Here is a 25,804-nt window from a genome sequence, read left to right as displayed (position 1 = left end):
TAGCATCTAGGGAAGACTATTCACTCTGCTCAAATCAAACACAAAATAAAAACAGCCGTTTAGTTTATCTAACGGCTGTTTTTTTCTTTATTCACAAGTTTCAAAACCATTTTATCCTTTAAAGGAAATTGAACCGTCAAAAAGAAGAATATTTTTTCTGTTATTTATTTTCCTGTCCCTCTTCCTCGTCATAAGCAATCAATACAATATTCTCTCCAATTTCCTGCCTTAATTCCTTTTCCAGCGACTGCACTTTTTGCAAATGGTTTTCGTTCAGGTCCGCAACAGGAAAACGTTCGTATACACTCATTTTCACGGGCTCCTTTCGTTTATGCTGCTCTTTATTTTGCCCGCCTGCCTGAGCATTATGCAGTCCCGCTGCTCATTTGATTTTTGAATAAATACACGTGTTCCTCAGTTCTTTCCCGTCGACCGATACATCGTCATGACGCAAAGTGCCTTCTAAATGAAAGCCAAGCTTTTCAGGGATCGCCCGGCTCTTGCTATTTTTTTCATCGCAGCGAATCTCCACCCGGCGTGCCTGTAACACGTCAAAGGCAAAATCCGTGAGCGCGTCAACCGCTTCCGCGATATAGCCGTTACCGCTTTGGCGTGTATCAATCCAATAACCGATTTCAAATTTTGGCACGCTCCAGTTCATGCGATGCAAGCCTGTTGAGCCGATAAATTCTCCCGTTTCTTTATTAAAAATGTGAAAGCGCAAATCCTTACGTGTTAAAAATTCAGCATGAGCCTCTCTTACATTAGCCTCCGTTTCATCTAAGCTTTGTTTGTGCCTAGCAAACGGCAGCCAGGCTTGCAGCTCCTCCCTCGAAGCGTTTATTGCTTCATGCACCACTTTTCCATCTCCCGGCTTTGGCATTCTAATGAAGAGCCGTTTGGAATAAAGCTCACTTGGAAAATCCAGCAAAATCGGTTTCACTTGCATCCCCCCATAATATCCCATCCCTCACAGCACTCTGCTTGAAACGGCATCTATTTCAAAATTATTACATTAATCTGTCTTCTTATCAACAAATAAAAGAAAAACAACTCCACGCATAGAAACTCATTCCATAAAATTAGTTACTTTTGGGGAATAATATGGAGAAACAGTCGAATACTGGTGGTTTTCGCTATTCTCTTTGTCTGAAAATACGCTATAATGAACACAGAATTGAGTTTCACAAGAACGGCTACTTTTATTGGATCATAGGGCAAGCGATATATGAAAGGGCCAGCTCTTTCAAGCAGCTAGAAGCTCCGTAGTAAACCAAAAATAACCTGTCTATTCTGTAAATTATTCTATAACCGGAGGTGCCAATCGTGAAGGAAGAATTAGCCTCGTTTTACCAAATTTTCACGACGACGAAAGAAGCCATCGAGCGCTTTATGGATATGCTTGATCCAGTCATTGAACATGCTAAGGATGACCATGAACGTTTGTATTATCACCATATTTACGAAGAGGAAGAGCAGCGGCTGTCCCGGCTTGATGTACTGATTCCACTCATCAGCAGATTTCAGACTGAACAAAATGGCAATGCTTTTTCTCCTAGTAACAACACATTTAATCGCTTGCTGCAGGAGTTAAATCTTGAAAAATTCGGCTTACACAATTTTATTGAGCACGTCGATCTTGCCCTCTTTGCCTTCACAGATGAAGAACGACAGACCTTATTAAAGCAGCTCAGAGTGGATGCTTACGAAGGGTATCAATACGTGAAAGAAAAATTAGCCGAAATTAACAAGCGGTTTGACCATGATTATGAAGACCCGCATGCTCACCATGACGAGAAGCATGATCACTTAGCTGCTGTTCCTGATGCTTCGACTCAAAAACCACAAGCCAAAAAACGAAAAGGTTTTACTGTTGGCAGCTTAATCCAATAGGCCCCGCTAAAAAGAGGAGGAAAAAACATGAATAAATCGCAACTATACCCGGATTCTCCGTTAACAGATCAAGACTTTGCCCAGCTCGATCAAACGGTCATCGAAGCTGCACGCAGACAGCTTGTCGGCCGCCGCTTTATTGAACTGTATGGACCGCTGGGAAGAGGCATTCAAAGCGTCTTTAATGATATTTTTGTTGAGAATCATGAAGCAAAAATGGACTTCCAGGGCTCTTTCGATACGGATATTGAGTCTAGCAAGCGCGTCAACTATACGATTCCGATGCTATATAAAGATTTTGTCTTGTACTGGCGTGATTTAGAACAAGCAAAAGTTTTAGACATTCCGATTGACTTTTCAGCTGCTGCTAATGCTGCCCGCGATGTTGCTATCTTAGAAGACCAAATGATTTTTCATGGTTCCAAAGAATTTGATATCCCCGGCTTAATGAATGTAAAAGGCCGGCTGACACATTTAATGGGGAACTGGTATGAGTCCGGGAGTGCCTTCCAAGATATCGTCGACGCTCGAAATAAGCTTTTGGAAATGAATCATAATGGTCCGTACGCACTCGTGTTATCACCTGAATTATATTCTCTTTTGCACCGTGTACATAAAGACACGAATGTGCTGGAGATTGAACATGTTCGCGAACTGATTACGGACGGTGTATTCCAATCCCCTGTGTTAAAAGGCAAAACAGGCGTTCTTGTTAATACAGGCCGCAACAATTTGGATTTGGCTGTATCCGAAGACTTTGAAACGGCTTATTTAGGAGAAGAAGGAATGAATCATCCATTCCGCGTATATGAAACCGTCGTACTGCGCATTAAACGGCCGGCTGCAATTTGCACATTAGTCGATCCGAAAGAATAAAGGGCTGCGTAACGATGAATAACCGGAAATTTACTGTCGGCTCCCTTATTCCAAATCAGCAGACTGCCGAACCGGCCGCGGTCGCATGGCAAACGCAGCAGCCTCCGGAAAAACAATTAAAAACCAGCATTCGTCTGCTGCAAAATGGACAAACCTTTCAGGTGAAGCGTTTCAAAGGCAATTTGTTAGAAGCAGCATTGAAGCAAAATCAGGCTCTTCAATTTAAATGCCGAAAAGGTACGTGCGGCGTCTGCACAGTGAAAGTGATAGAAGGGGCCTCCTTGCTGTCACTGCCAAATGAACAGGAACAAAAGAAGCTAAAGCAGTCTTTAACAGAAGGATATCGGTTAGCCTGCCAAGCAGTCATCTATTAAAAAAGCTGTCCCGCGCCTATGGCCGGGACAGCTTCTTGTTATTAAGCATGTAGTCTGTCATTTAAATGGACAAGTTTGTCTTCCACAGAAAATGGCAAGTAGACATCGTGTTTTTTCAGTTCTTTGACGCTAATATCGCGAACAAGCTGCAATGCTTCTTTTTTAAATGTATGCGTGACAAATCCCTCGTTAATTTCACATAGCTTGCGTAAATATTGTACCGTATCCTGCAGCAGCATTTGCTTTACGTAGCTATTTTCCATCTGACAAATCAGCTTATGCTGCAACCCTTTGATCACCGCTATTTGATCAACATGCGTCATAATGTTCATGCCATCTTCATCGATAAAACAGAGGGAAACGTACTGCCCTTTTGAAAGATCAACATTCGTGAATACTGGATGAACGTACACTTCTCCCGACACCAACTGAATCATACTCGCTTCTGCCACTCCGCCAATTTTACGCTTGTTCGAAATCACTGTATGAATGTCTTTTAGTCCATGCAGCATGTTCATCATTTGTTTATTCGCTCCGTTCTTCAAAATGATACTTTCATTTTAAAGAAAATGATAATCATTGTCAATTAGTTTTTCATCGGGTCAATTGGTGCGCTCTTTTATCCGCCACTATATTTTATTAGCCCATTCTGAATGTTATTCTCCAGATTCTTCTATTGACTAGCCTAACACTCCACTTTTTCAAACAAAACAGCGGTTCCCACACCGCCGCCGCTCCCTAAAGCGGCGAGTGCATAACGCGCTTCAGGTCTTCTTTGCATTTCATAAAACAGTCGCGTGACTAAAATAGCGCCGGAAGCTGCATACGGGTGTCCTAGAGCAAGAGCTCCTCCTCGGACATTCAATTTGTCGGCAGGGATATCGAGTTCTCGAGCACAGGCTGCTATTTTAACAGCAAAGGCCTCATTAATTTCAACTAAATCGATATCATCCATCCTTAAATGATTACGAGCAAGCAATTGCCGAATAGCTGGTACGGGCGCGATGCCAGGATGATGAGGATGAACAGCGGCTACCTCGCTGTCAACAAACCGCAGCACCGGCCGGAATTGCCGGACAAGTGCCTCTTGCTCTTCCATAATGAGCACCACGCTGGCTCCATCGTGGATGCCACAGCTATTTACAGCCGTCACTGTGCCGTCTTCTCTTTGAAAGACTGCCTTTGCTCTTTTGGCAAGCTTCGCAATATCCCGCTTTTTGCAAAATTCCTCATCAGCTTTCAAGGAACTAGCTGGGATTATCTCCTCTGTGTAAATCCCCTGTTCAAAAGCTGTCCAGCTTCGCTCATAGCTAATTTTTGTCCACTCATCTTGTTCTTCTCGAGAAATAACATAATCCTGAGCTACATATTCAGCAGCTACTCCCATGTCAGGATCGCCTATATGGTCAGGTGCAAAACGGGCACGGGATGGAAACGGAGTGGTGCTTGTACTTTCTGTTCCACCGGCTAAATAGATCTTTCCTGCTCCACCTTGGATGAAATAGGCGGCCATCCGGATAGCTTCAAGCCCGGCACTGCATTGACGGTCAATCGTCAGGCCCGGCACAGAAAGCGGCAGACCAGCCTGCAGACCAGCCAAACGGGCAATATTTCCACCCGGCCCCACGATGTTTCCTAAAATCACATCGTTTACCTCAGCTTCTATTCCTCTTCCAAGATATTGAAGCAGAGGTGCGGCCAGTTCATGAGGCTGCCATGATTGAAATATTCCATTCTTTTTTCCAACCGGTGTGCGTTTAGCATTTACGATCACTGCTTTATAAATGGGAAGACACTCCTTTTTCCAATTCTTCCTTTAACTTTGCCCGGGCAATTTTTCCGCCTGCTGTCATTGGTATATCCTCCATAAAAAACCATTTTCGCGGGATCTTATAAGAAGCTAACTGTTCCTTGCAAAGTCTTTTTAATGGCTGCTTAGTCGCACGGCCTTTAATCACGGCAGCAACGACTTCTCCCCAATAAGGATCCTTCAGCCCGACAACAGCTGCTAGTTCAACTTCCGGATGCAAAGATAACACCGCTTCAATCTCCTCGGGAAACACATTAATGCCTCCATAGAGTATCATGTTTTTCTCCCGTCCTTTTATGTAAAGAAACCCTTCCTCATCACAGTAGCCCATATCATCGACGGTGCTCCAGCCTTGTGAGTCCTGCAATCGCTGCACTCCGGTTGTAGTTACATACCCGTCGCAAACCAGCTCGCTTTTCACGTATATCTTCCCGGTTTCATAAGGAGCAGCTACTTCCCCGCTTTCTTTGCGAATTTGAATAGCCACGCTATAACAGGGCTTGCCAACCGAATCAGGCCTCTCGCTATTTTCCTCATTGGATAAGACGGTCACAAAGCTTAACTCGCCAGCCCCGTAAAATTCGAACATCTTCAGTTGCGGAAACATCCTCCGTATTTTGCTTTTAGAATCTTTTTCCCATTTAGCACCAGACGAAATAAAAGTCAGCGGCTGCCTCACAATCTGGTCCTGTCTTAACAGGGCCTCGATCATTGTAGGTACAAGATAAACAGCCGTAATCCGATAATTTTGAATGACCTGCAAGGTAGCAGACGGCGAAAACTTTTCTAATAAATAAACGGTGCCGCCTAGAAATAACGTACTGATCGCTCCGTAAAGAAAATGGGAATGGATCAGGGCACCTGGCACGAGCGTGTATTCATTTTCTTTCAATCCAAAATCATGCCTGTTGCATTTAAAACTGGCAAGCCAGGATTGCTGCGAACGAACAAACGCTTTTGGTGCTCCTGTAGAACCGGAAGTAAACCCCATATAAAAAGGAGTATGACCAGCTATCTCTCTCTGAGATCGTTCCTGTATTTGTTCAATTTCATTTGAAATGCTCTCCCAACTGAAAATGGCGGTATCAATAAAATCAATCTTTTTAGATAAACTCTCTGTTGTCACAATCAAAGACGGAGAACAAACACGAAGCCGCTTGTCCAGTTCATCTCTGCTCCATTTCGGATCTAACGGGACAGCTGTCCATCCTGCTGCCGCCGATCCGGCAAATAATTGTAAAAACGGCAGTCCGTTACTCATAAAAATGCCCACCGTCTTGTTTTCCTGCTCTTTTGAATGGAGCCAGCCGGCTGTTTGAAGAACGAGCTGATGCCATTCCCTCCAGCTCACCTCCCGATCCGGTGTTTTCACCGCCAGTTGATCAGGATGGCGATGAACATGCTCGGAATAAATAGAAGTAATAGATGCCATAATGATTCTTCCTTTCTAAATCAAAAAGCGGCTTATCCTGCTTTAGCAAACTGTTTGGCAACTGCTGTCGACTTTCTTAGCTTATAGACTAAATAAGAAGCGGCTGTAGCTTTGATTAAATCTCCCGGGATATAAACGAGACTAATTTTAATCGTGTGAATAAGCGACAAATCCATAACGAAAGCTTGAACAGGTATACCAAATAAATAAAGGGTAAACACACCGATAGTTAAATTGATGAGCAAAATCTTTCGTAACGTCCATGCTTGAAAGCGAGAAAGTAAAAAACCAAGCAAAGCTGCTACAATTGGATAGCTGAATAAGTAACCGGCGCTTGGCCCGATGAATACTCCAATGCCCCCGCGTCCACCGGATAAAAGCGGCAAGCCGGCAGCTACAAGCAATAGGAAAGTAACCTGACTCATAAACCCAAGTCGAGCGCCTAATACTCCCCCAGCGAGAATAACGCCTAATGTTTGCAATACGATTGGTACGGGAGTAAACGATAGCATAATGGGCGGAACCATTCCAAGTACCGCCATTACGGCTACAAATAAGGCTACATAGGTTATTTCTCGGGTCTTCATGTAAATTCCTCCTTATTCTCCTTATCTAGTAAACTAAAAACACTGTCAGTTTATTAGATAGAAAAATAAAAGTCAACCTAAAATTAATAAGGTTTACATATATATTTTTTACGGGCGATAGCTGACAAATCTCCTTTCAAGCTCTCCATCATCCAGCCGCTGCTCACAGAAAGGGATATAAATGTCAGCAAAAAAGCCGTGCCATTCGTTTGATTTTCAAACGGCACAGCTGATTTCTCTCTCTATAAAATAAAATGACCGGTGCGAGATCGATTTATTTAAGATGGAACCTTATTTCCTTGGCAGCCTCCTCGGCTATTCTTATGGCTTCCTCTTTTGTATCTGAAGAGGTGATCACATACCCATAACGGTCTCCCATTGATAAAGGAGGCTGCAGCATCTTCCCTTTTTTAGGCTTGATAAACACTTCTTCTACCCCCGGAACTCGCAAGCAACGCTTCTTTCCCGTTACTTTTAACAATTCTCCTTTAGAATCAACAGTTAGATAATGAGTATAAACAAATTGGGCATGTTTTCTCTCCAAATCCGGTTCCTGTCCTACAAATAATTTAATCGTTTCTTCAACCAGGTTAATCCCGTAAGCTACCTCAATCATCCGGTTCATGGCCCCGCCTGATATTCGAGGGTTAATCTCAATTAATTTCCATTCGTTTTTGACTAACCTCATTTCTAGATGACAGGCCCCATTCTTCATCCCAAGACTGTCCAAAACGGAGCTTACTGTTCTAAACACATGATTGTAAAATGACTCTTCCATGTCAGCTAACACGCAGTAGCCAGTAACAATAAACCGTTTAAAATAAGTAATCTCTTGTTCAATCACAGCCACAATATGCAATTTTCCATCATGCACTAGAGCTTCAATTAAATATTGAGGACCCTCTAAATATTCTTCTACTAAAATTTCCTCGTTGCCTTTTTTTATTAATTTTTTAATAGACTCTCTTAATTGTTTCTTATTCCTTGCCAATAAAACGTCTTTTGACCCTGTGGATGTAGGTGATTTCACAATAAGGGGGAACGGTTTCTGTTGTTCATTGAGAAAATCGCTTAAGTATTGATCGGTTGTATACCGCGCAAAATACGGGGATACGGGATGGTCTTTAAGAAGTTCCCGGGTTAGGACTTTATCTTCCATCATTCGAATTGGTTCAGAAGAAACAACGCTCGTGCAAAACTCTTCTGTCAAAGCCGCTGCCACCTGAACAAAAGGGTCGATAAAGCTTAAAATAGCTACTATTTGTTTTCCTTGATTTTGTATTTCTTTAATGTTCTCTACTAATTGATCGTGATCGTCCAACTTTGTTAAGATCATCCGATGAACATCTGGAAATTCAAGCCTTTGCTGCAAAAACTGTTCCCTGTCCGTTAATAATACATTAAAAAATCCCAATCTCTCTGCAGCTTTAATGGCTTCTCTGCTTGATCCGGACTTATTGCTTCCAATAAAAATAAGAGTTCTCATTTGTTATATTCCTCTTCCCGCTATCATAGGTTTTCATTAAGGCTTCATTTTTGTGCTTATATAAACAGGATATAAAAAATAGGAAAATTGGTTCTGCATCACTGACAAAATAGGCAATTTTTTGGTGAGTTGATAGGAGGGGGGATGAAATGAAAAATGGTCTTAGTCGGAATGCTTCATCATCGGAAAGATCCTGAAAAGGTCAGGAGAGCCTATGCTTATGCCGTTGTGGCTAAAGCGGAAGGCATTGATTTTTTTTACTTTACTCCCGGAAAAGTAGATGTAGAGAGAAAGAGAATACAAGGAAAAGTCTATAAGAATGGCCATTGGGTTGATAAGGAATTTCCTTATCCGGATGTAGTGATTAATTCGAGCTCTCCTATGAACGATAAGGCTGCGAGGGTAGTTGATGAGTTATCTTACACTATTCCATTTACAAGCCTCTCCATTGGAAATAAATGGTCTGTGCATAAGCGACTTGAGCGAGGAAAAGACTTTGCCTCTTTTCTTATTCCTACTTATCATTTAACGACTGATATTAGATGGATGGACATGATTGAGCAATATTCAAAGATCATTATTAAACCAGTGTCTGGCCATCAGGGCAACGGAATTATCTTTATTGAGGTTCATGGAAAAGACCGTTATAGAGTGAATAACCAAGGTCATATTGTCATGAATACTAAAGAAGAACTGATGAAGCTTGTCCACTCGAAAATACAGGAGCAAGTCTATATCATCCAGCCATTTATTTCTTGCCAAATAAAGACCGGCCATGTATACGATTTCAGATTGCATGTACAAAAGAATGGAGAAGGAAAATGGGTGATTACCTCCATCTATCCACGGATAGGCAAATTGGGAACCATTACGTCAAATATGGGCAGTGGCGGCTATACCGCTTTTTTAGATGATTTTCTAAAGGCCGAGTTTAATGATTCCTGGTATGATATTAAGCGGGAGCTGGAATGGTTCGCCGTAAATTTCCCTGTCCACTTCGATTCTTTATATGACCACAGTTCTTTTGATGAATTAGGGATTGATGTCGGCATTGATGAAAAAAGAAAATTGTGGCTGTTTGAAGTGAATTGGCGTCCCGGTCCCCCAGTCATTTTTAATTTAGAATTGGATGTAGCCCGAAACGCTATCCATTATGCCGCTTATTTAGCAAAGAATGTGTAGTAGAATAAGAACACCGCCATACGGATAACCAAAATGGCGGTGTTTCTCTTGATTTATAGATAATCTTTCGGAGAGCGTCTATTTGCATTTTGACTCGATGTCTGGTAAAGGACGCTCTATTAATTGAGAAGGCAGGAATTGAATCGCACAGAAACAGGTCAAGTCCACAGTTAAGCAAAAATTAGTCTCCAGTAACGAAAATACTTCTGAAAATGACGCCACTCTGCATCCATCGATACCTATCGGTTCCAAAACAGATAAAGTTGCACAAGCGCCGTCGGCATGTAAAGTCTTTAAGGTAAAGAAGGAAGAAAGCAGCCAATCGCCCTCTCCCTCCTCCATGCCCTTTCCTACAAACAGGTTTCCCCGGTTCATATATAATAAAAAAGGAAGGCTACTTTTTTCTTTATCCAAGGTAAAGAAAGAGCTCTCATCTTCAAGCCACTCTTCCTCTTTTAATAAGGTGGCCATTAATTCATATATACAACTTTTTGAGACAGAAGAATTGTAGTTACTCAACGTTTTTCCTCCTTTCCATAATGTTTGCCATTATATAGGTTTAAGATGAAAGTGAATATGGCTGGCAGCCTTTAACGCAATTTCCTTTGCCTCGCTCTCCGTCCTGCCCTTCGCTAACACATAACCGTACCGATGCCCCATCGACAAAGGAGGGGTTAATGTTTGGCCATTTTTAGGTTTTATATAAATTTCAATGACACCTGGTTCTTTCCTAGCCTCATTTCTTCCGGTTACTTTTAAAAGTGTGCCGACTAGATGAACCGTCATGTAATGGGCATATACATGATTTTTATGCTTCCGCACTAATAAGGGCTCATTCCCTAAATAAATTTTCAATATTTGTTCCACGTAGCTAAACCCGTATGCTTCTTCCACGAGCTTATTCATTATTCCTCCGGAAATACGTGGATTGATCTCAATTAGCTTCCACTCCCCCTCTACCCACCTCAATTCTAAATGACAATTTCCATTTTCTACATCCAACTCACTAATAATTTCCCGTGAGGTTTCAATCAAGCGGTTATACATTTCTTTATTACGATTCAAGACCACGCTATATCCTGTCACAATAAATCTTTTTCTCCTTGTAATCTCCTGTTCGACTACAGCCGCAATGTGAATAGTGCCCTCAAAAACAATCGCTTCAACAATGAACTGCGGTCCTTCAAGATACTCCTCAATAAGAATCTCTTCCCCCGGATACCTCTTACGCAAATATTTGATGCGATTTCTCAGCTCATACTCATTTTCAATAAAAAAAACATCCTTTGATCCAGCGGAGTTAGGCATCTTGACCACAAGAGGGTATCTTCCTTTAAGAAGGCAAGTAACTGGATGAATCGATTCATTTTCTTGAACAATTAAATAATAGGGGGAATACTTTTTTTCTTTTAAACAGGCTCTCATTCGTGCTTTGTTTTCCATTATTTTTATGCTTTCTACAGATAAATTTGTGTGACAGAGATGATTTGAAAGCTCTGCTGCAATGTGAACATAAGGATCAATAAAGCTTATAATGCCAACCACCTGATAGGTAGATCGAATGTTCATTATCGCTTCTTCAATGCTTTCCTTCTGTTTTAAGTTCACAGCATGCATTTCATCCACTTCCGTAAATTCCTTGTTTTTCTCAAGAATGCTCGCCCGATTCGTTAACAGATGGGTAAAAAACCCCATCTCTTTTGCTGCTTTGATCCCCTCGCGGCTCGATCCTGACTGATTCGTATCTAAAAAAATAATCGCTTTCATTTTTCCAACGTGCCTCCATGTAAAGTCCGAATAAATACGTATATTGTACACTTGTCTATGATGCATCTTATTCAATTTACTTTTAAAATGAATAGTCATAAATACTATAAATAGAGATTATTGCTCATCGATAATTAAAAAGGAATATTTTTCATATACAGATAGACAAAGTTACGCACAGATGTCCAAGCAATCAGCTCGAATAGTCATACTATATAATGTACGATCACTAAAAATTAAAGAAAGGAGTAACCCGTTTGAAACCTCTAGCCTTAGAGGCGATATTAACTTCAATGGGAATCAAGCCGGACAAGGCCCATCAAGGCGTGTCTATCTCCAACGTTACCCATAACAAGTTTTATCCAGGAAACCACACGTTATATTTTCGGAGAAGCGGAAGGATATTTCTGGATGGGGAAAAGTTTAAGAAGTTTACAAGTTTTTATATAGTAACCGATTCATCTTTCTCCAACATGGACAAATTAAGACCCGAACAAATTATAATGGTGGACGATGTAATGAAGGCCTTCTTTACATTCACTTCTTACTACCGTCATTTATTTGATATTCCTGTTGTGGCTATCACCGGCACTTGTGGAAAAACAACAACGAAAGAAATGCTTAAACATATTTTACAAAAAGACTACAAGGTCCAAGCAACCGTTTCCAATAAAAACGCCGGCTGTTACAACCTTCCTTATTTGATGGGTATCGATGAAGAAACGGATGCCGCTATTATAGAAGCAGCCGTCGCCGAACCCGGTCATATGATGGAAACCTGTAAATATTTCTTTCCAACAATAGGTGTCATGACCATGATTGATGTTGATCATACAGATCACTTCCGCTCATTTAGAGAGTATGTAAGAGAAAAAGAAAAATTGATAAGGGGGCTCAATAATAAAGGAACGCTTATTATTAATGCCGATGATCCTCACATTCTATCCATGGATTTCTCTAAATATCGAGGCAAATTAATAACTTTTGGAAAAGATAAAAAGGCTGATTGGCGGATAAAAGACATGTATTCTCATAAAAACAAGACCTATTTCAAGGTCAATTATAGGGGGAAATCGTATACGGGATCCGTTCCTGGATTAGGAGAACATAACGTTTACAATGCTGTCGCTTCTATTGCAACAGCCAGAGAAATGGGAATGAAGGTTACCTCCGCTATAAAAAGATTAGCATCCTTTGAGCATTTGAGTTCTCATTTTGAGATTATTGAAGGTCGAAACAAAACCGTTCTTATCGATGATACATGGAAATCGAATCCCGCTTCCTTAAAAAGTGGTTTACTATCTTTAGTAGATATGGCTCGTTCTTCACAAAGAACCATTGCTGTTTTAGGAAGAATGGCTGAACTTGGAATCTACGCGGATGAAGAATATAAAAAAATCGGTCAGCTACTGAAAGAGATAGGAATAGATGTGCTCATTACAAAAGGTTTTTTTGCAAAAGATATTGCCAAGTCAGCCATTCGCGCAGGAATGAAAAAAGACAATATTTATCACTTTTCTGAGGAAGAAGAAATGAAAAGCTTTTTGGACACCTTCTTACAACCTAATGACATTGTATATTTTAAAACTGACGATACAGACCATGTGTTTGACCGGATCATTCGACATTTAAAACGTTGAGAAGTATGAATAGACAACAGCTAAAAAAGGATGCCAGCAAACTAAGATTTGCTGGCATCCTTTCTTTGTAACAAGTTCCTTTCATGAGGCAGCGTGAAAGGAAAAGGGCTCTCTCCTAAAAAAGCTTCGCTAATCGAAATTTTTTCGTGTAAATAAAATGAAGATGTGTTAAAATTGATCAATCATGACCAAATGGTCAAATTGGAAACCGAATGGTTGGGAAAAAAAGATGAACGAAAAGAAACGGAAAATACTCATTACTGCCATGAAGCTTTTCTCTCAAAAAAGCTTTCATCAAACATCGATGCAGCAAGTAGCTGATATATGCGGGATATCCAAGGGCAGCCTGTATACTTATTTCAAATCAAAAGAAGAGCTCCTATTAGACATTTTTTCTTATTATTACCAACTTCTAAGCGATCAGCTTGCCGCCTCTTCGAAAGATGGTGACACGCCGCGGGAAGTTTTCATTCATGAAATTGCAATTCGCATTCAACATTATTGGAAGTTCCAGGAGTTTTTCCTTATGCAAATGAATGAGTTAAGTGGATTGGAAGATAAGTCGCTGAATCAATATGTTCGCCAGGAAAACGCCAAAATTTTGCGCAGAACAGAAAAAGGAATCGTTTCTGTATTCGGTGAGGAGATCGTTCCGTATGCAGCTGATTTAACAGCTACCTTAAAAGGAATGTTCACTTCATATATGCGTGGGGTGATGGAAGAGGGGAACGCTTGTGACTTCCATAAGCTCGCTCATTTTTTATTTTTTCAGCTTGAAGCAGCAGCTCAAGCACTGATCGAAAAACGGCCGGAGCCATTTTTCGTAACCCCTCTCTTACAGGAGCTCACAGACAGACAGAAGGAAGAAACGGTACATCCGCTCTATATCTTACGAAAATTAAAAGAAACGGCTGCAGCTCAAGAAGAAGCAATCATTGCAGAATCTATAGAAATAATGGAAAAGGAATTGAGAGAATTAAAGCCAAGACCAGCGCTTTTGACAGGGATGATTCGTAACTTGAAAGAAAATGAAGAACTGGCCCCATTGGCCGGGGAACTTGAGAGAATGATTCGTTTATATCCATCGTAACACCGATTTAGTAAGTAAAGAGAGTAAAAAGAAAGCAGGTTGATCCTATGTCACAAAAAAATGTACAACAATTCCCGCTCCTCATTTTAATGGCCAACATGTTCATTGTTATGACAGGCATTGGGCTTGTGATTCCAATTATGCCCACTATCATACATGATTTTGGAGCCGGGGGGAAAACCTTTGGCCTGTTAATTGCTACGTTTGCCTTTGCACAGTTTATCTTCTCTCCGATCGCAGGAGATTTGTCTGACCGGCTCGGTCGCAAAAAAGCGATTGTGTTCGGTCTTATTCTTTTTTCTTTTTCTCAATTTTTGTTCGCTTTTTCCCAGCAGCTAATATTGCTTTACGCTTCGCGTATCTTTGGGGGCATCGGAGCGGCTTTTATGATTCCTTCTATGATGGCTTTTGTTGCTGATATTACGACAGTAGAAACACGGGCAAAAGGAATGGGACGGCTCGGAGCCTCCATGTCACTTGGCTTTGTTGTCGGGCCCGGGATCGGTGGCTTTCTTTCCACACTAGGCTTGCGGGCTCCGTTTTTTATCGCAGGGGCTGCCGCCGCTTTAGCTGTTATTCTCTCTATCTTATTTTTAAAAGAGCCTGAACGTGCGGCGATGCCAATGACATCTAAAAAACGTGATCCTTTATTTAAACAGCTCGCTCTTTCTGCAAAAAAGCCCTACTTTATTCTTTTAATGATGATGTTTACCCTATCATTCGGTCTTGCCAATTATCAAGCAACGATTAGCTTATACACAAATGTCAAATTCGGTTTTAGCCCTTCCGATATTTCTATGCTTATGGTCGTTGGCGGCTTGATTGGTGTCATTGTGCAAGCCTTTGTCTTAGATAGAGTGCTGCGAGTATTTGGAGAAGTCCGTATTATGAACATCATGCTTGTAGTCGCAGCTGCTTCTATGATTGGCTTGTTGTTTGCTACTGGATTCGCTTCTGTTCTTACAGTATCTGCCTTCTTCTTTACTGCCGCTTCCTTGCTTCGCCCAGCTATCAATACAACGGTTTCAAAAATGGCAGGAAGTGAACAAGGCTTTGCGGCCGGAATGAATAACGCCTATATGAGTATCGGCAATATGGTGGGTCCCGCGCTTGCCGGCGCTTTATTTGATATCAATATGGCTCTTCCTTATATATTTGGAGCAGTGATCATTATAATCACGCTTATCATTTGTATGAAATGGGCACAGAGCTTAAAGAGAAAACGCCGTTTACGGACATCTTACCAGCCCCCTTCCGCTCAATAGCAGGCCACCAAAGCGAGGCAATCCCAAAGTGTCTATCACTTATGGAGTTGCCTCGCTTTGGTTTCCTCCGGTGATGGCAAACCGGATAAAAAAAGTGGTTCCTTGCTCACTCGTTTTTAGATCAATAACCGCATGATGCCGTTCAGCTACACTATAGCAAATAGCGAGCCCTAGTCCTGTACCTGTATCTTTCGTTGTAAAGAAAGGAGTGCCAATCGTTTCAAGAAACTCCGGCTTGATGCCGCCGCCTTCGTCCTTTACCTCTAAAACGACCGTATTCTTTTCTGTATATGTTTTCAGCGTAAGTTTCCCTCCAGGGTCCATCGCCTCTAGTCCGTTTAAAGACAAATTTAAAATTAATTGACTAATTTCCTTTTCATCCAAATAAAGTTCGGGACAGTCGCTTAGCTGAAGAGAAACGAACTTGTCGTTCATTAATGCTTCTGCTTGTATTAATGGGTGTAATCCTTCAATCACCGGATTAAGAGGCTGTAGCTTCTTGTCGCTCACCTTATTCTTGGCTAAATTAAGAAACTCAGTGATGATTGAATTAGCCCTATCTAATTCTCCGAGCATTAAATCAACATACTTCACCATTAAATGCTCTGGATCACTCTTTGACAGCTCTAAAAATCCTCTGACGGTTGTCATTGGGTTTCTAATTTCGTGAGCAATGCCAGCGGCCATTTCCCCCACTAAATATAGGCGGTCCAACCGCGCTACCTCGCTTTCCAACCGCACGCGCTCCGTAATATCGGTAATAGCACTTAACACACATTGTTCTCCCTGGATCTCAAGGATCTCTGTCGACAACAGCCCATGCCTGATCATCCCTGCTTTTGTTTGATATTGAATTTCTGCATTGCGAACACATTCACCATTTTTCAAGTCATCTCTTCCTGTGAGATTTAAAACAGGAACGGTTTGATTAAGTATTTCTTCATATGAATAACCAGTATGGTTCAACCAGCTCGCATTTACATCAATATACTTTCCGTCCCTTAACGTACGAAGCTCGATTAAACAAGGACTTGATTGAAAAATTTTATAAAAATGTTCTTTGGATAGTCGCAAAGCTTCGGCCATTTTTTTACGTTCTTCGATTTCTTTTCGCAGTTGTTCATTTGCCTGTGATAATTCCTGTGTTCTTTCCTTCACTAGCTTTTCTAAAAGGGCATATTGCCGTTTTCGTTCTTTTTCCATCTTCTTTCTTTCTGCAATATTACGAATGGAGCAGACAAAAAGATATTCATCTCCTATCTGAGCCTCGCCAATTTGGATTTCGACTGGTATGTCTTTCCCCTCTTTATTTTTGACAACAGCCTCAAGCAGCTGGCCAGTCATTTCTCTGACATAATCCATCAGCTGAGGAGAAAAGCCGGGCAAAAGATTAACCATATGCTTTCCAGGAAGATCATCCATTGAATAGCCAAACATGCGTGTAATAGCCGGGTTAACCGATAAAATACACCCTTGTTCATCAAACGTAATAATCGTATCAAGCAATGTTTCACCAATGACTCTCGCCAATTCTTCATTTTTGCGCAAATCAAATGTCGTGCGTTTTAATTTTTCATTTACTTTTTTCAGCTCATTTTGACGCCGCAATTCACTTTCGTGTTTCAGTTTTTTATGATTTTGATAGATTTTAACAAACTGTTCGACCTTTAGCTTTAAAGTTTCTGGATGAAATGGCTTGAATATATAATCTACTGCACCGAGTCCGTATCCTTGAAGTACATTTTCCATCGTTTGATTGATCGCCGTAATAAAAATAATGGGAATATACTTAGATCGTTCTCTTGCTTTAATAAGATTAGCCGTTTCAAATCCATTTAATCCCGGCATTTGCACATCGAGCAAAATAACAGCAAAGTCCTGTTTGAGTACATACTTTAAAGCTTCTTCACCTGAATTTGCACATACAAGATGATAGTCCGGCGAAGCGAGGACAGCTTTTAGCACGAGTAAATTTTCAGGATGATCATCAACCATGAGAATATTCACCTTTTGTTGGTGGGCTTCTTCTTCAATTGTCCACTCTTTTTCCTCACTGCTTGCCGGCATTACCTGGGTAGATAAAGAACTATTGGATCTTTCTGTATATTTTTTCAAACGGATCCACTTCCTCATAAAAATTTGTAATGCTCGTAAATTTAATTCCTTCTTTACTGCCAAGTCCGAGAATGCCTGATTGGACTAAACTTTCATGAAAAAGATTATAAACACGATTTTGAAGCAATTTATTAAAATAGATCATGACATTGCGGCAAATAATAATATGAAATTCATTAAATGAACGATCGGCCGCCAAATTGTGCTCGGCAAAAATAATGTTTTTTGCTAAAAATGGATGAAAAGCTGCTTTTTTTTGTTTAGCCGTATAGTACTCTGAAAAAGCACTCGTTCCTCCCGCTGCTAAATAATTTTTTGTATATAATTGCATTTTCTGCAACGGAAATTCTCCATTTTGAGCATAGGTTAGTACAGTTCTGTTCATATCCGTCGCATAAATTCTTGTTTTCTCATATAGGCCTTCTTCATACAAAAGAATAGCCATAGAATATACTTCCTCTCCGGTTGAACAGCCTGCATGCCAAATCTTGATTGAAGAGCAACTTCTTAAAAACGGAATGACTTTTGTTCGAAACGATAAAAAAAAGCTTGGATCACGAAACATTTCCGTGACATTAATTGAAAAGTCTTCACATAACTTCTCCATCACCGAAGAGTCATGCAATACTCTTTCCTGCAACCCCGAAATACTTGTTACTTTTTCTGTTCGCATCCTATTCCAGATTCTGCGTTTTAAAAAGGGAAGCGCATAGTTTCTAAAATCGAATCCATAATAGCGGTAAATCCCTTCAAGCAATAAATCTACCTCTATACTTTCCAGTTCTTTATGCGGCAGACTATCGTTTTGCTCTTCTTGTTCTATTGCTTTGTTCACCCGTATTCCCCCGCCTATCTGTATAACCATACTTGAATAATAGAAAAGAGCTGTTCTAGATCGATTGGCTTGCTGATGTAATCTGAGGCCCCTGCATCAATACATTGCTTTCGATCATCTTTCATCGCTTTTGCTGTAAGAGCGATGATCGGCAGATGCTTAAACTCTGGTATTCTTCTTATCGACTGGATTGCCTCAAAACCATTCATTTCAGGCATCATAATGTCCATAAAGATTAAATCAACATCTGGATTTTCTTGTAAAATCCCAATCCCTTCTCTACCGTTTTCTGCAAACATTACTTCCACTTGATAGTTTTCGAGAGCTGCTGTTAACGCAAAGATATTTCTCATGTCATCATCTACGATAAGTATCTTTTTGCCTTTGAGCAGCACCTGTCTTTCAAGATCTTCTTTTCTCTCCCCTTCACTCACGGGCACTGAAAAAGCAGGCTCAGAGGGAAATACACTTTCTTCCTTCTCACTCTTCCCAGCCGCCGCCTCCATTGCATAAATAGAGGTCTCTAAATGTTTTGCTTCCTGATAATTGGGTAAATATAATGTAAATACGCTTCCCTTATGTTCTATGCTTTCTACCTCAATAAAGCCGCCTAACAAATGGGCAATTTCTCTACTGATGGAAAGACCTAAGCCCGTTCCTCCATATTTGCGGCTAATTGTGCCATCCGCTTGTTTAAATGCCTCAAAAATAAACTCTAAATTTTCCTCTGAGATTCCAATGCCAGTATCCTTAACCACAAAACATATCTCCATATTAGAATGGTTATCCTTCATGCTTTGAATCGTTAGGGACACAGTTCCTTGCTTAGTGAATTTGAAGGCATTCGATAGCAGATTTTTTAAAATCTGTTGTAACCGCTGCTTATCCGTACGAATAACCTCGGGAAGACCAGCAGCGAGTTCAACATAAAATTGAATATTCTTCTTGCGGGCCACAGGTGTAAATTGCGCATTTACAAAATCTTTAATGTCGCTTAGCTTTACATTTTCGAAAATAATTTCCATTTTTCCTGCTTCAACTTTTGCTATGTCCAATATGTCATTAATTAAATTCAACAGGTCCTTTCCTGAAGAAAAAATAGTCTTTGCATACTCTATTTGTTCAGCTGTCAGATTATTTTCGGCGTTATCAGCTAGCATCTGAGCTAAAATAAGCAGGCTGTTTAGAGGTGTGCGAAGCTCGTGGGACATATTAGCAAGAAACTCTGATTTATATTGAGAGCTAATAGTCAACTGCTGGGCTTTTTCCTCTAGTTTTTTTCTTATTTTTTCTAGCTCCCTCGTTTTTTGTTCAGATTGTTCATATTGCTCTTCAAGCTGTTCATTCACCGTCCGCAGCTCTTCCTGTTGCAGCTGAAGTTCTTCTGATTGGCTTTGCAATTCCTCGTTTAATGCTTGAAATTCTTCAAGCAGCTTTTCTACTTTCGTATGATTTAACGTTCTGTTGATGTTCATGCCCACATTTCCGATCACTTCCTGGAGAAACAGCTGTTCAAGCCGGCTGAATGTGTTGAAAGAAGCAAGTTCAATGACAGCCAATACTTCACCCTTAAATTCAGCCGGCATAGCTATCACATGAGCCGGGGCTGCCGAACCAAGGCCCGATTTAATTTTTATATAATTTTCAGGTACCTGATCAAGGGAGATTGTGCGATTTTCTGCGGCACACTGCCCAATAATACCTTCGCCCAAGTAAAAGCTTTCTCCTTCTATTACGGAATGAGGATCTGCATAAGCAGCAATCTTCCGTAATTTTTCTAGGCCTCCCTCATACTCCTTTATGTAAAAAACACCATAATTAGCTCCCGAAATGGCGGCAACCTTATTGATGAACCATTGAGCTAATGTTTCCAAATTATCTATTCCAGGATACATATGGGCAACTTCGGCAATTTTTGTGCTTAACCAGCTTCTTTCCTCTGCTTCGTTTTTTAATTGTTTTTCCTGCCGAGCATGAATTTCAAGAGATTGGGCCATTTCGTTAAAGGCAAGAGCAATTTCCCCGATTTCATCTTTTGTCGTTACTTCTATACGCGGAAGTTGATCTGAACGATTAAAAGCTACTTCAGTCATAACAGAAGTCACCTTTTGCAGACTTCCCGTTATGCTTCGTAAAATCCAAGTCATGATAGTTAAGCCGACAAGGAAAACAGCCACCACATAGATGAAAATGATTTGGTTTGTCCGTTTGTACGTTTCAACAGACTTTTTCAGTTCTGCATCGATTGTTTTCTTCTGAATGTTTTGCAGTTTTTCAGCAATGTTACTCATCTCTTCTCTAATTTTTCGGCTATCATACCAAAATATTTTTAGAAGCTCTTTATCCTCTCCAATGTTTGTGGACGCGTCTGTTTTTTTCTCTAAAGCACTATATTGTTTGCCCAGTCTGTTTAAGTCTTGGATTAAGTGTTGGGACTGTTCTCGTTTATCCAATTTTTCGAGAGAAGTAATCGCTGCATGCACATTCACCATCGCTTGATCTCTGTTTTTTTCTAGTTCTTTTACTAATTCTTCCGGTGGATTGGATATAAGCCCTCTTGACTCCCTGCTGAACACATTTAATTCATCTTGAATCGTATTAGCCAAATCAAGCATCTCATAATTTTTAACAGCGACATTTGTATTTAGGCTAAGTTGATTCATCATAAACATAAGAATAAAATACGAAAGGATGAATAGCCCAAAAAGAAAACCAAATCCGATATAGAGCTTTGTTTTAAGTTTCATTGCTTTCCCTTTCCCCTATCAGCCATTTAGCCTACATATCGCAATAAAGAAAAAACAGACGATTCCTAAGGCTATTTTAGCAGGAGTGATTAATTATATGATAAGTCCATCAGTTACAATTTTCAAACAGATTTTCCAATTATCAACTGTTATTTTGTTATAAGCAAACAAAAAATAAAAATAATAACAGGTAGATTTTGTCGATAAGCAACAAAACAAGTTCTTTCATTTCCATGCTTTAAAATGACCCATTATTCATCGGATTGCCTTACACGCCTAAAAAACCGGAACTCGGTTAAATGTCGAAAATAATCGATGCATACGACCTCGTATATCGATTCCCATTTCTTCCTCTACATGAATGACTAGCTGGCGAGCAAGACGATTTGCTTCCGTGGTCATATTCTGTCTTAAGAGCAATTTTATATAGTCAAAATAGACCTCTTCCTGATAAGGATCTTTTTTAATGAGCTTTTCAAAATAGGTAAAACACTTCTCGTATTCTTCTTGCTGTTCATAATACTGAGCAAGCGTGCGGCATATTTTCATAAATAGAGACCGCATATTCTCTCGTTCCGCTTCTACATAATGCTCATACGGATACTCTTCAAGATAGTCTCCTCTATACAATGCTTCTGCTGCAAGCAATTTCTTTATATTCACTGGAGAATTCGCTTCCCTTCCTGCAGAAGCTAATTGACAAAAACGTTCAATATCCAAATCTATTTCTGTCGTATGGAATAGATAATGATTATCCGAACGACTAATAAATCGGGAATGGCCTCCTTTTTTTAGCGGGGGCTCAAGCGCCTTTCTTAAAGTTGATACAGTTACATGCAATTGGTTTTGAACAGACTCTAATGATCCATTCGGAAAAAGAGCATCAAGCAGAATATCTTTTTCTATTTTCTTATTTCGGTTGGTAACAAGGAATTGAAGCAAACGGAGGCTGGATTTTCTCTTAATGATAACCGGCTGTCCTTTATAAAAGATTTTCAGTGGACCAAGTGTTTGAATTTCAAGCGGAACCTTCTGTTTCTCTTTAATGATTACTCCCTCAACTGCTTTTATCCCAGCTTCTTCCCAATAAAAGTTATGCTCTTTGCATAGTTGTACAAACTCTGTGATCTTTTGTTTTTCTCGCACCCTGTCATTCTTTTGACGATACAATTCAATCTGTGATTTGATGACTGTACAACGATAATAGGCGAACAATTCAAATGCACGAGAAGCCTCCATCAAACAATTCTCAGCCTGTTGCCATTGCTTCCCCTCTATGTAGCTAAGACCCAACTCTCTATTTGACCAGCCAATATCAAAATTAATATTGTATTCTTCGGAAATGTCCACTGCTTTCTTTCCCCATTTAATCGCCCCATTGAGGTCTCCTCTCATGCGAAGCATCCGCCCCATCGTTGTATAAATAAAAAATAATGAAGAGCGATCGTACTTCTTAGCAATTGTTAACGCTTGCTGAATGTGGAGGTCTGCTTCATCCAATTTTCCCTCATCCAGGCAAATAGTAGCGATCGTATCGAGCGCATGAAGCTGGGTATGTTTATGACCATATTTTTCTGAAATAAAAAGGGATCTTCTCACATTTTGCAATGCCTCTTTATACTCTCCAAAATATCGTTGAATTTCAGCGAGCAGATTTAAATTCAAAGCTGTCATTGGCCTATCTTGAAAACGCTCGGATTCCTGCAAGGATTCTAAAAACAGCTGTTTCGCTTTCATCAGGTCACCGTGCATAAGAAAAATAGTCGCCAGCCGATGCTGAAGACTGCATAACCATAATTTATTGTTTTTCTCTTTTAAGAGCGCCATGTTCTTTTCAAATTGAGCAATCAGTTGTTGAATGATGGACAGTGGTACACAGCGAATGAGAAACAGCGTATTGTTGGCAATGTTTTTCTCTAGTGTCATTTCCTCCAGCCAGCCGTCAAGAAAAACCATTGATTCAATCGGATTATAGCGATGGCTAATTAATTCCATCAGCCGGGCAGCCGCTGGATAATCCTTGCCGATTACCGAATAAACGAAAGCATAAACAAATTGGTATCTTGATTCATAAATAGCTGCCAGCTTCAGCTGCTGTTCCTGAAGGGTGATGGAAGAAGCACGTTCTTTATATTTTTGATAGAGAAATTCGCGAAACAGCCCATGATATCTAGTCGTTCCCTCGCTCTCACTGGCAATGAATAGATGCTCACGCTGCAATTGCTGCAAAATATGCTTAGAATCTTTTCTCCCTAACAGCTCATCAATTATTTCTGGGTTGAGTTCAGGCAACAAGCTCGTCTCACATAAGAATTCTTTTATTTCTTCAGACTGAGCTTCAAACACCTCTGAGGAAAGGTAGTCATAAATGTCTTGAACGTGCGGAAATTGTGTCCAGAATTGGGCTCGTTCTTTGGCAGCCATTTTACTGATAATACCTAATATGAGCTGATAGCTTGCAATCCAACCTTCTGTTTTCTTGTATATCAATTCTAATTCATGGGGCTCTAACTTTAATTGATGGGCCGAATGAAAGAATTCCTCCGTTTCAGCAAGAGTAAACGCAATATCATCGGTTGTTAACTCTTTATATTTGCCTTCAGTTTTCAACCTGGAGATAGACAAATTAGGACGAACTCGACTAATGATAATAAATCGAATAAAGGGAGAACAGTGCGCTAACAACTCTTTCATAACCGCCTTAATTTCCGGACTCTGATTGACCGATTGGTAATCATCAAGAACAATGCATAGCGGCTCTTTCTGGGCGGTTAAAAGTAAAAGCAACTCTTCAAACTCGGCTTCTGTACTTTCGGGAGAAGTGTTGGCTGTCGGTCTCTTTTTATGCAGCTTTTCCATAATTCCTGCCTTTAAATAGCTTATAAATACATGCTTATAACGGTCAGAGACTGTAAGGTTATACCAGACAGCAGGAATCTTTTTTTCATGGATGTAACTAGCTACAAGTGTGGTCTTCCCATACCCACTATCTCCAATAATTGAAATCAGAGATGCTGGTTTCAGGCACTCCAGCTCGGAGAATAAGCGGCCGCGCTGAACAACCGGAGAGTATACAGGCATTCTTAATTTTGTCTCTATCCATTTCATTCTACTATCTCTCCTTTAAGACAGAATTGTAACCGTTTTAATTTTTATCATTGTAAGAAAGAGGAGTTTATTTGTAAGAACGCAGTAAGAAAGATATTTTAATATTCAGTCTATAGTATTTTTTTTATATTTACAATCTACTTTACAGGAGGAAATGAAGATGTCAATTCAAACAGAAAAAGCCAAAACAATTGCTGAAAATTTAGTTGAATGGGATAAAAAACATTACTTCCATCCAACCACTCCACTGAAAGATCAACAAGCGAATGGACCTGCGCACATTTTTACAAAAGGCCATGGCATTCATGTAACCGATGTTCACGGCAATCAATTTATTGATGGGGTTTCATCATTATGGAACGTAAACATTGGCTATGGGCGCAAGGAACTTGCTGATGCAGCCAGTGAGCAAATGATGACTCTCGCCTATGGATCATCATTCTTCAATAATTCTCATGATGTCGTTATCCGTTTGTCTAAAAAACTAGCAAGTTTGGCACCTGGAAACTTGAATGTCAGCTTTTTTACCTCAGGCGGTTCGGAATCAAATGAAAGCGCCATCAAAATTGTCCGACATTATTGGAAGATGAAAGGACAGCCGGAGCGCAAGAAAATTATCGCACTAGAAAGAAGTTATCACGGGGTCACGATGGGAGCAACAAGTGCAACGGGTGTGCCAGAATTTAAAAATATGATTACCGCCATCGCGCCGGACTTTCTGCATGCACTGCCTTATCAAACGGAATGCGAACGCGGTGATAAATCAGCCCCAGGCTATGAACGCAGTATTAGAGGATTGATTGAAAAAGAAGGACCTGAAACAATTGCAGGAGTTATCCTTGAACCTGTCCAAGGTGTCGGCGGTATACAAATCCCGCCTGAAGGCTATTTGAAAGCTGTGCGCCGGCTATGTGACGAGTATGGTATTTTAATGATGACAGATGAAGTCATTACAGGCTTTGGCAGAACCGGTAAAATGTTTGGCGTCGAACACTGGGATGTCGTCCCTGATTTAATGTCGGTTGCTAAAGGAATTACAAGCGGCTATATCCAGCTCGGGGCTGTGATGATGACCGAACAGCTGCGAGATGAATTAGCTGAACTGTCTGATAACGTTTTCTTCCATGGTTTTACTTACAGCGGCCACCCGACTGCCTGTGCTGTCGCTTTAAAAAATATTGAGATTATTGAAAATGAAGGCCTTGTTGACAATGCTAAACAAATGGAAAAAGAATTGCTTAACGGATTACATTATCTGCAGGACACTCATAAAATTGCAGCTAAGCCCCGAGCTCTTGGCTTAATGGGAGGAATTGAGCTTCTTGCTGATCCAGACAGCGACACAGCGTTTGATCCGTCTGTATTTGCAGCGCCAGCGGTGGTAGAAGAGTGTGCCAAACGAAATCTCATCTTGCGCCCGCTCATTTTCGGAGGATTGAACGTAGTAGCCATTGCTCCGCCTCTCATCGTGAACAAGCAAGACATTGAGACGATCATTCATACGCTGTCTGATTCAATCAAAGCATTTGAACAAAAAGTTTTATAAGCTATTTAACTAGTAAAATAGCTGATCAAGACATTATCGCAATAAAAAAGC

22 protein-coding genes are annotated in these 25,804 nt (G+C 40.5%); 8 read left to right on the top strand and 14 right to left on the bottom strand.

The annotated features are described in order from the left end of the window. Positions 1–160: 160 nt before the first annotated feature. Both MKZ02_RS08460 and MKZ02_RS08455 read right to left on the bottom strand, forming a co-directional pair. Positions 161–310 carry a hypothetical protein gene (locus tag MKZ02_RS08460; RefSeq protein WP_182916990.1) on the bottom strand — a complete coding sequence of 50 codons (150 nt, stop codon included), beginning with the start codon at positions 308–310 and terminating at the stop codon, positions 161–163. A 72-nt stretch (positions 311–382) separates the two neighbouring features. Further along, entirely contained in the window at positions 383–949 is a 567-nt protein-coding gene (locus MKZ02_RS08455) for a GNAT family N-acetyltransferase (RefSeq protein ID WP_340853023.1), read from the bottom strand. A 377-nt stretch (positions 950–1,326) separates the two neighbouring features. Between MKZ02_RS08455 and MKZ02_RS08450 the strand changes: the two genes are divergently transcribed. Genes MKZ02_RS08450 through MKZ02_RS08440 form a run of 3 tightly spaced genes read left to right on the top strand, consistent with a single transcriptional unit; the run spans position 1,327 to position 3,143 of the window. After that, complete coding sequence (locus MKZ02_RS08450; RefSeq protein ID WP_340853021.1) at positions 1,327–1,893, top strand: IMEF encapsulin system ferritin-like cargo protein; 567 nt, start codon at positions 1,327–1,329, stop codon at positions 1,891–1,893. A 27-nt stretch (positions 1,894–1,920) separates the two neighbouring features. Continuing rightward, a complete protein-coding gene (locus tag MKZ02_RS08445; protein ID WP_340853019.1) occupies positions 1,921–2,769 on the top strand; it encodes a family 1 encapsulin nanocompartment shell protein in 849 nt (282 codons plus the stop codon). Positions 2,770–2,783: 14 nt separating this feature from the next. Beyond that, on the top strand, positions 2,784–3,143 hold the full coding sequence (locus MKZ02_RS08440; RefSeq protein ID WP_340853016.1) for a 2Fe-2S iron-sulfur cluster-binding protein: 360 nt from the start codon (positions 2,784–2,786) through the stop codon (positions 3,141–3,143). Between the two features lie 41 nt (positions 3,144–3,184). On the opposite strand, the gene MKZ02_RS08435 is transcribed toward MKZ02_RS08440, so the two are convergent. The 6 genes from MKZ02_RS08435 to MKZ02_RS08410 all read right to left on the bottom strand — a co-directional run bounded on the left by MKZ02_RS08435 (position 3,185) and on the right by MKZ02_RS08410 (position 8,458). After that, positions 3,185–3,664 (bottom strand): hypothetical protein, encoded by a 480-nt coding sequence (locus tag MKZ02_RS08435; RefSeq protein ID WP_340853014.1) that lies wholly within the window; start codon positions 3,662–3,664, stop codon positions 3,185–3,187. Between the two features lie 164 nt (positions 3,665–3,828). Further along, a complete protein-coding gene (locus MKZ02_RS08430; RefSeq protein ID WP_340853012.1) occupies positions 3,829–4,917 on the bottom strand; it encodes an acetyl-CoA C-acyltransferase in 1,089 nt (362 codons plus the stop codon). 4 nt (positions 4,918–4,921) lie between these two features. Continuing rightward, positions 4,922–6,385, bottom strand: a complete 1,464-nt coding sequence (locus MKZ02_RS08425) for an AMP-binding protein (RefSeq protein ID WP_120033613.1) — start codon at positions 6,383–6,385, stop codon at positions 4,922–4,924. A 32-nt stretch (positions 6,386–6,417) separates the two neighbouring features. Continuing rightward, the gene (locus MKZ02_RS08420; protein WP_340853009.1) at positions 6,418–6,972 is read right to left on the bottom strand and encodes a biotin transporter BioY; all 555 of its coding nucleotides are present in this window, start codon (positions 6,970–6,972) and stop codon (positions 6,418–6,420) included. Between the two features lie 83 nt (positions 6,973–7,055). Further along, a complete protein-coding gene (locus MKZ02_RS08415) occupies positions 7,056–7,199 on the bottom strand; it encodes a hypothetical protein (protein ID WP_182916991.1) in 144 nt (47 codons plus the stop codon). A gap of 47 nt (positions 7,200–7,246) precedes the next feature. Next, complete coding sequence (locus MKZ02_RS08410) at positions 7,247–8,458, bottom strand: ATP-grasp domain-containing protein (protein ID WP_120033615.1); 1,212 nt, start codon at positions 8,456–8,458, stop codon at positions 7,247–7,249. Between the two features lie 156 nt (positions 8,459–8,614). Between MKZ02_RS08410 and MKZ02_RS08405 the strand changes: the two genes are divergently transcribed. Then, entirely contained in the window at positions 8,615–9,640 is a 1,026-nt protein-coding gene (locus tag MKZ02_RS08405; RefSeq protein ID WP_120033617.1) for a YheC/YheD family endospore coat-associated protein, read from the top strand. Between the two features lie 78 nt (positions 9,641–9,718). Here MKZ02_RS08405 and MKZ02_RS08400 read toward each other — a convergent pair whose 3' ends face one another. After that, complete coding sequence (locus MKZ02_RS08400; protein ID WP_340853003.1) at positions 9,719–10,159, bottom strand: CotY/CotZ family spore coat protein; 441 nt, start codon at positions 10,157–10,159, stop codon at positions 9,719–9,721. Between the two features lie 30 nt (positions 10,160–10,189). Beyond that, positions 10,190–11,407, bottom strand: coding sequence for an ATP-grasp domain-containing protein (locus tag MKZ02_RS08395; RefSeq protein ID WP_340853001.1), 1,218 nt, complete (start codon positions 11,405–11,407; stop codon positions 10,190–10,192). A 257-nt stretch (positions 11,408–11,664) separates the two neighbouring features. Between MKZ02_RS08395 and MKZ02_RS08390 the strand changes: the two genes are divergently transcribed. The 3 genes from MKZ02_RS08390 (at position 11,665) to MKZ02_RS08380 (ending at position 15,402) form a co-directional block, all read left to right on the top strand. Then, positions 11,665–13,047: a UDP-N-acetylmuramoyl-tripeptide--D-alanyl-D-alanine ligase gene (locus tag MKZ02_RS08390; protein ID WP_340852998.1), complete on the top strand. Its 1,383-nt coding sequence runs from the start codon at positions 11,665–11,667 to the stop codon at positions 13,045–13,047. Positions 13,048–13,276: 229 nt separating this feature from the next. After that, positions 13,277–14,137, top strand: a complete 861-nt coding sequence (locus tag MKZ02_RS08385) for a TetR/AcrR family transcriptional regulator (RefSeq protein WP_182916993.1) — start codon at positions 13,277–13,279, stop codon at positions 14,135–14,137. 47 nt (positions 14,138–14,184) lie between these two features. Further along, positions 14,185–15,402, top strand: a complete 1,218-nt coding sequence (locus tag MKZ02_RS08380; protein WP_120033627.1) for an MFS transporter — start codon at positions 14,185–14,187, stop codon at positions 15,400–15,402. A 39-nt stretch (positions 15,403–15,441) separates the two neighbouring features. Here the strand turns inward: MKZ02_RS08380 and MKZ02_RS08375 are convergent, their stop codons facing one another. The 4 genes from MKZ02_RS08375 to MKZ02_RS08360 all read right to left on the bottom strand — a co-directional run bounded on the left by MKZ02_RS08375 (position 15,442) and on the right by MKZ02_RS08360 (position 24,207). Further along, positions 15,442–17,469, bottom strand: a complete 2,028-nt coding sequence (locus MKZ02_RS08375; RefSeq protein WP_182917148.1) for a PAS domain S-box protein — start codon at positions 17,467–17,469, stop codon at positions 15,442–15,444. A gap of 19 nt (positions 17,470–17,488) precedes the next feature. Further along, positions 17,489–18,352, bottom strand: coding sequence for a CheR family methyltransferase (locus tag MKZ02_RS08370; protein WP_340852994.1), 864 nt, complete (start codon positions 18,350–18,352; stop codon positions 17,489–17,491). 14 nt (positions 18,353–18,366) lie between these two features. Beyond that, positions 18,367–21,099, bottom strand: coding sequence for a response regulator (locus MKZ02_RS08365; protein ID WP_340852992.1), 2,733 nt, complete (start codon positions 21,097–21,099; stop codon positions 18,367–18,369). 276 nt (positions 21,100–21,375) lie between these two features. Next, positions 21,376–24,207, bottom strand: coding sequence for a tetratricopeptide repeat protein (locus tag MKZ02_RS08360; protein WP_340852989.1), 2,832 nt, complete (start codon positions 24,205–24,207; stop codon positions 21,376–21,378). A 160-nt stretch (positions 24,208–24,367) separates the two neighbouring features. On the opposite strand from MKZ02_RS08360, the gene MKZ02_RS08355 reads away from it, so the two are divergent. Next, positions 24,368–25,753 carry an aminotransferase family protein gene (locus tag MKZ02_RS08355; protein WP_340852987.1) on the top strand — a complete coding sequence of 462 codons (1,386 nt, stop codon included), beginning with the start codon at positions 24,368–24,370 and terminating at the stop codon, positions 25,751–25,753. Positions 25,754–25,804 lie beyond the last annotated feature (51 nt).

Origin of the sequence: Pseudobacillus sp. FSL P4-0506, from assembly GCF_038003025.1 — a bacterium.
Taxonomy (GTDB): Bacteria; Bacillota; Bacilli; order Bacillales; family Domibacillaceae; genus Pseudobacillus.
Note: the sequence above shows the minus strand (reverse complement) of the source record. Positions and strands in the feature narration are given on the sequence as shown.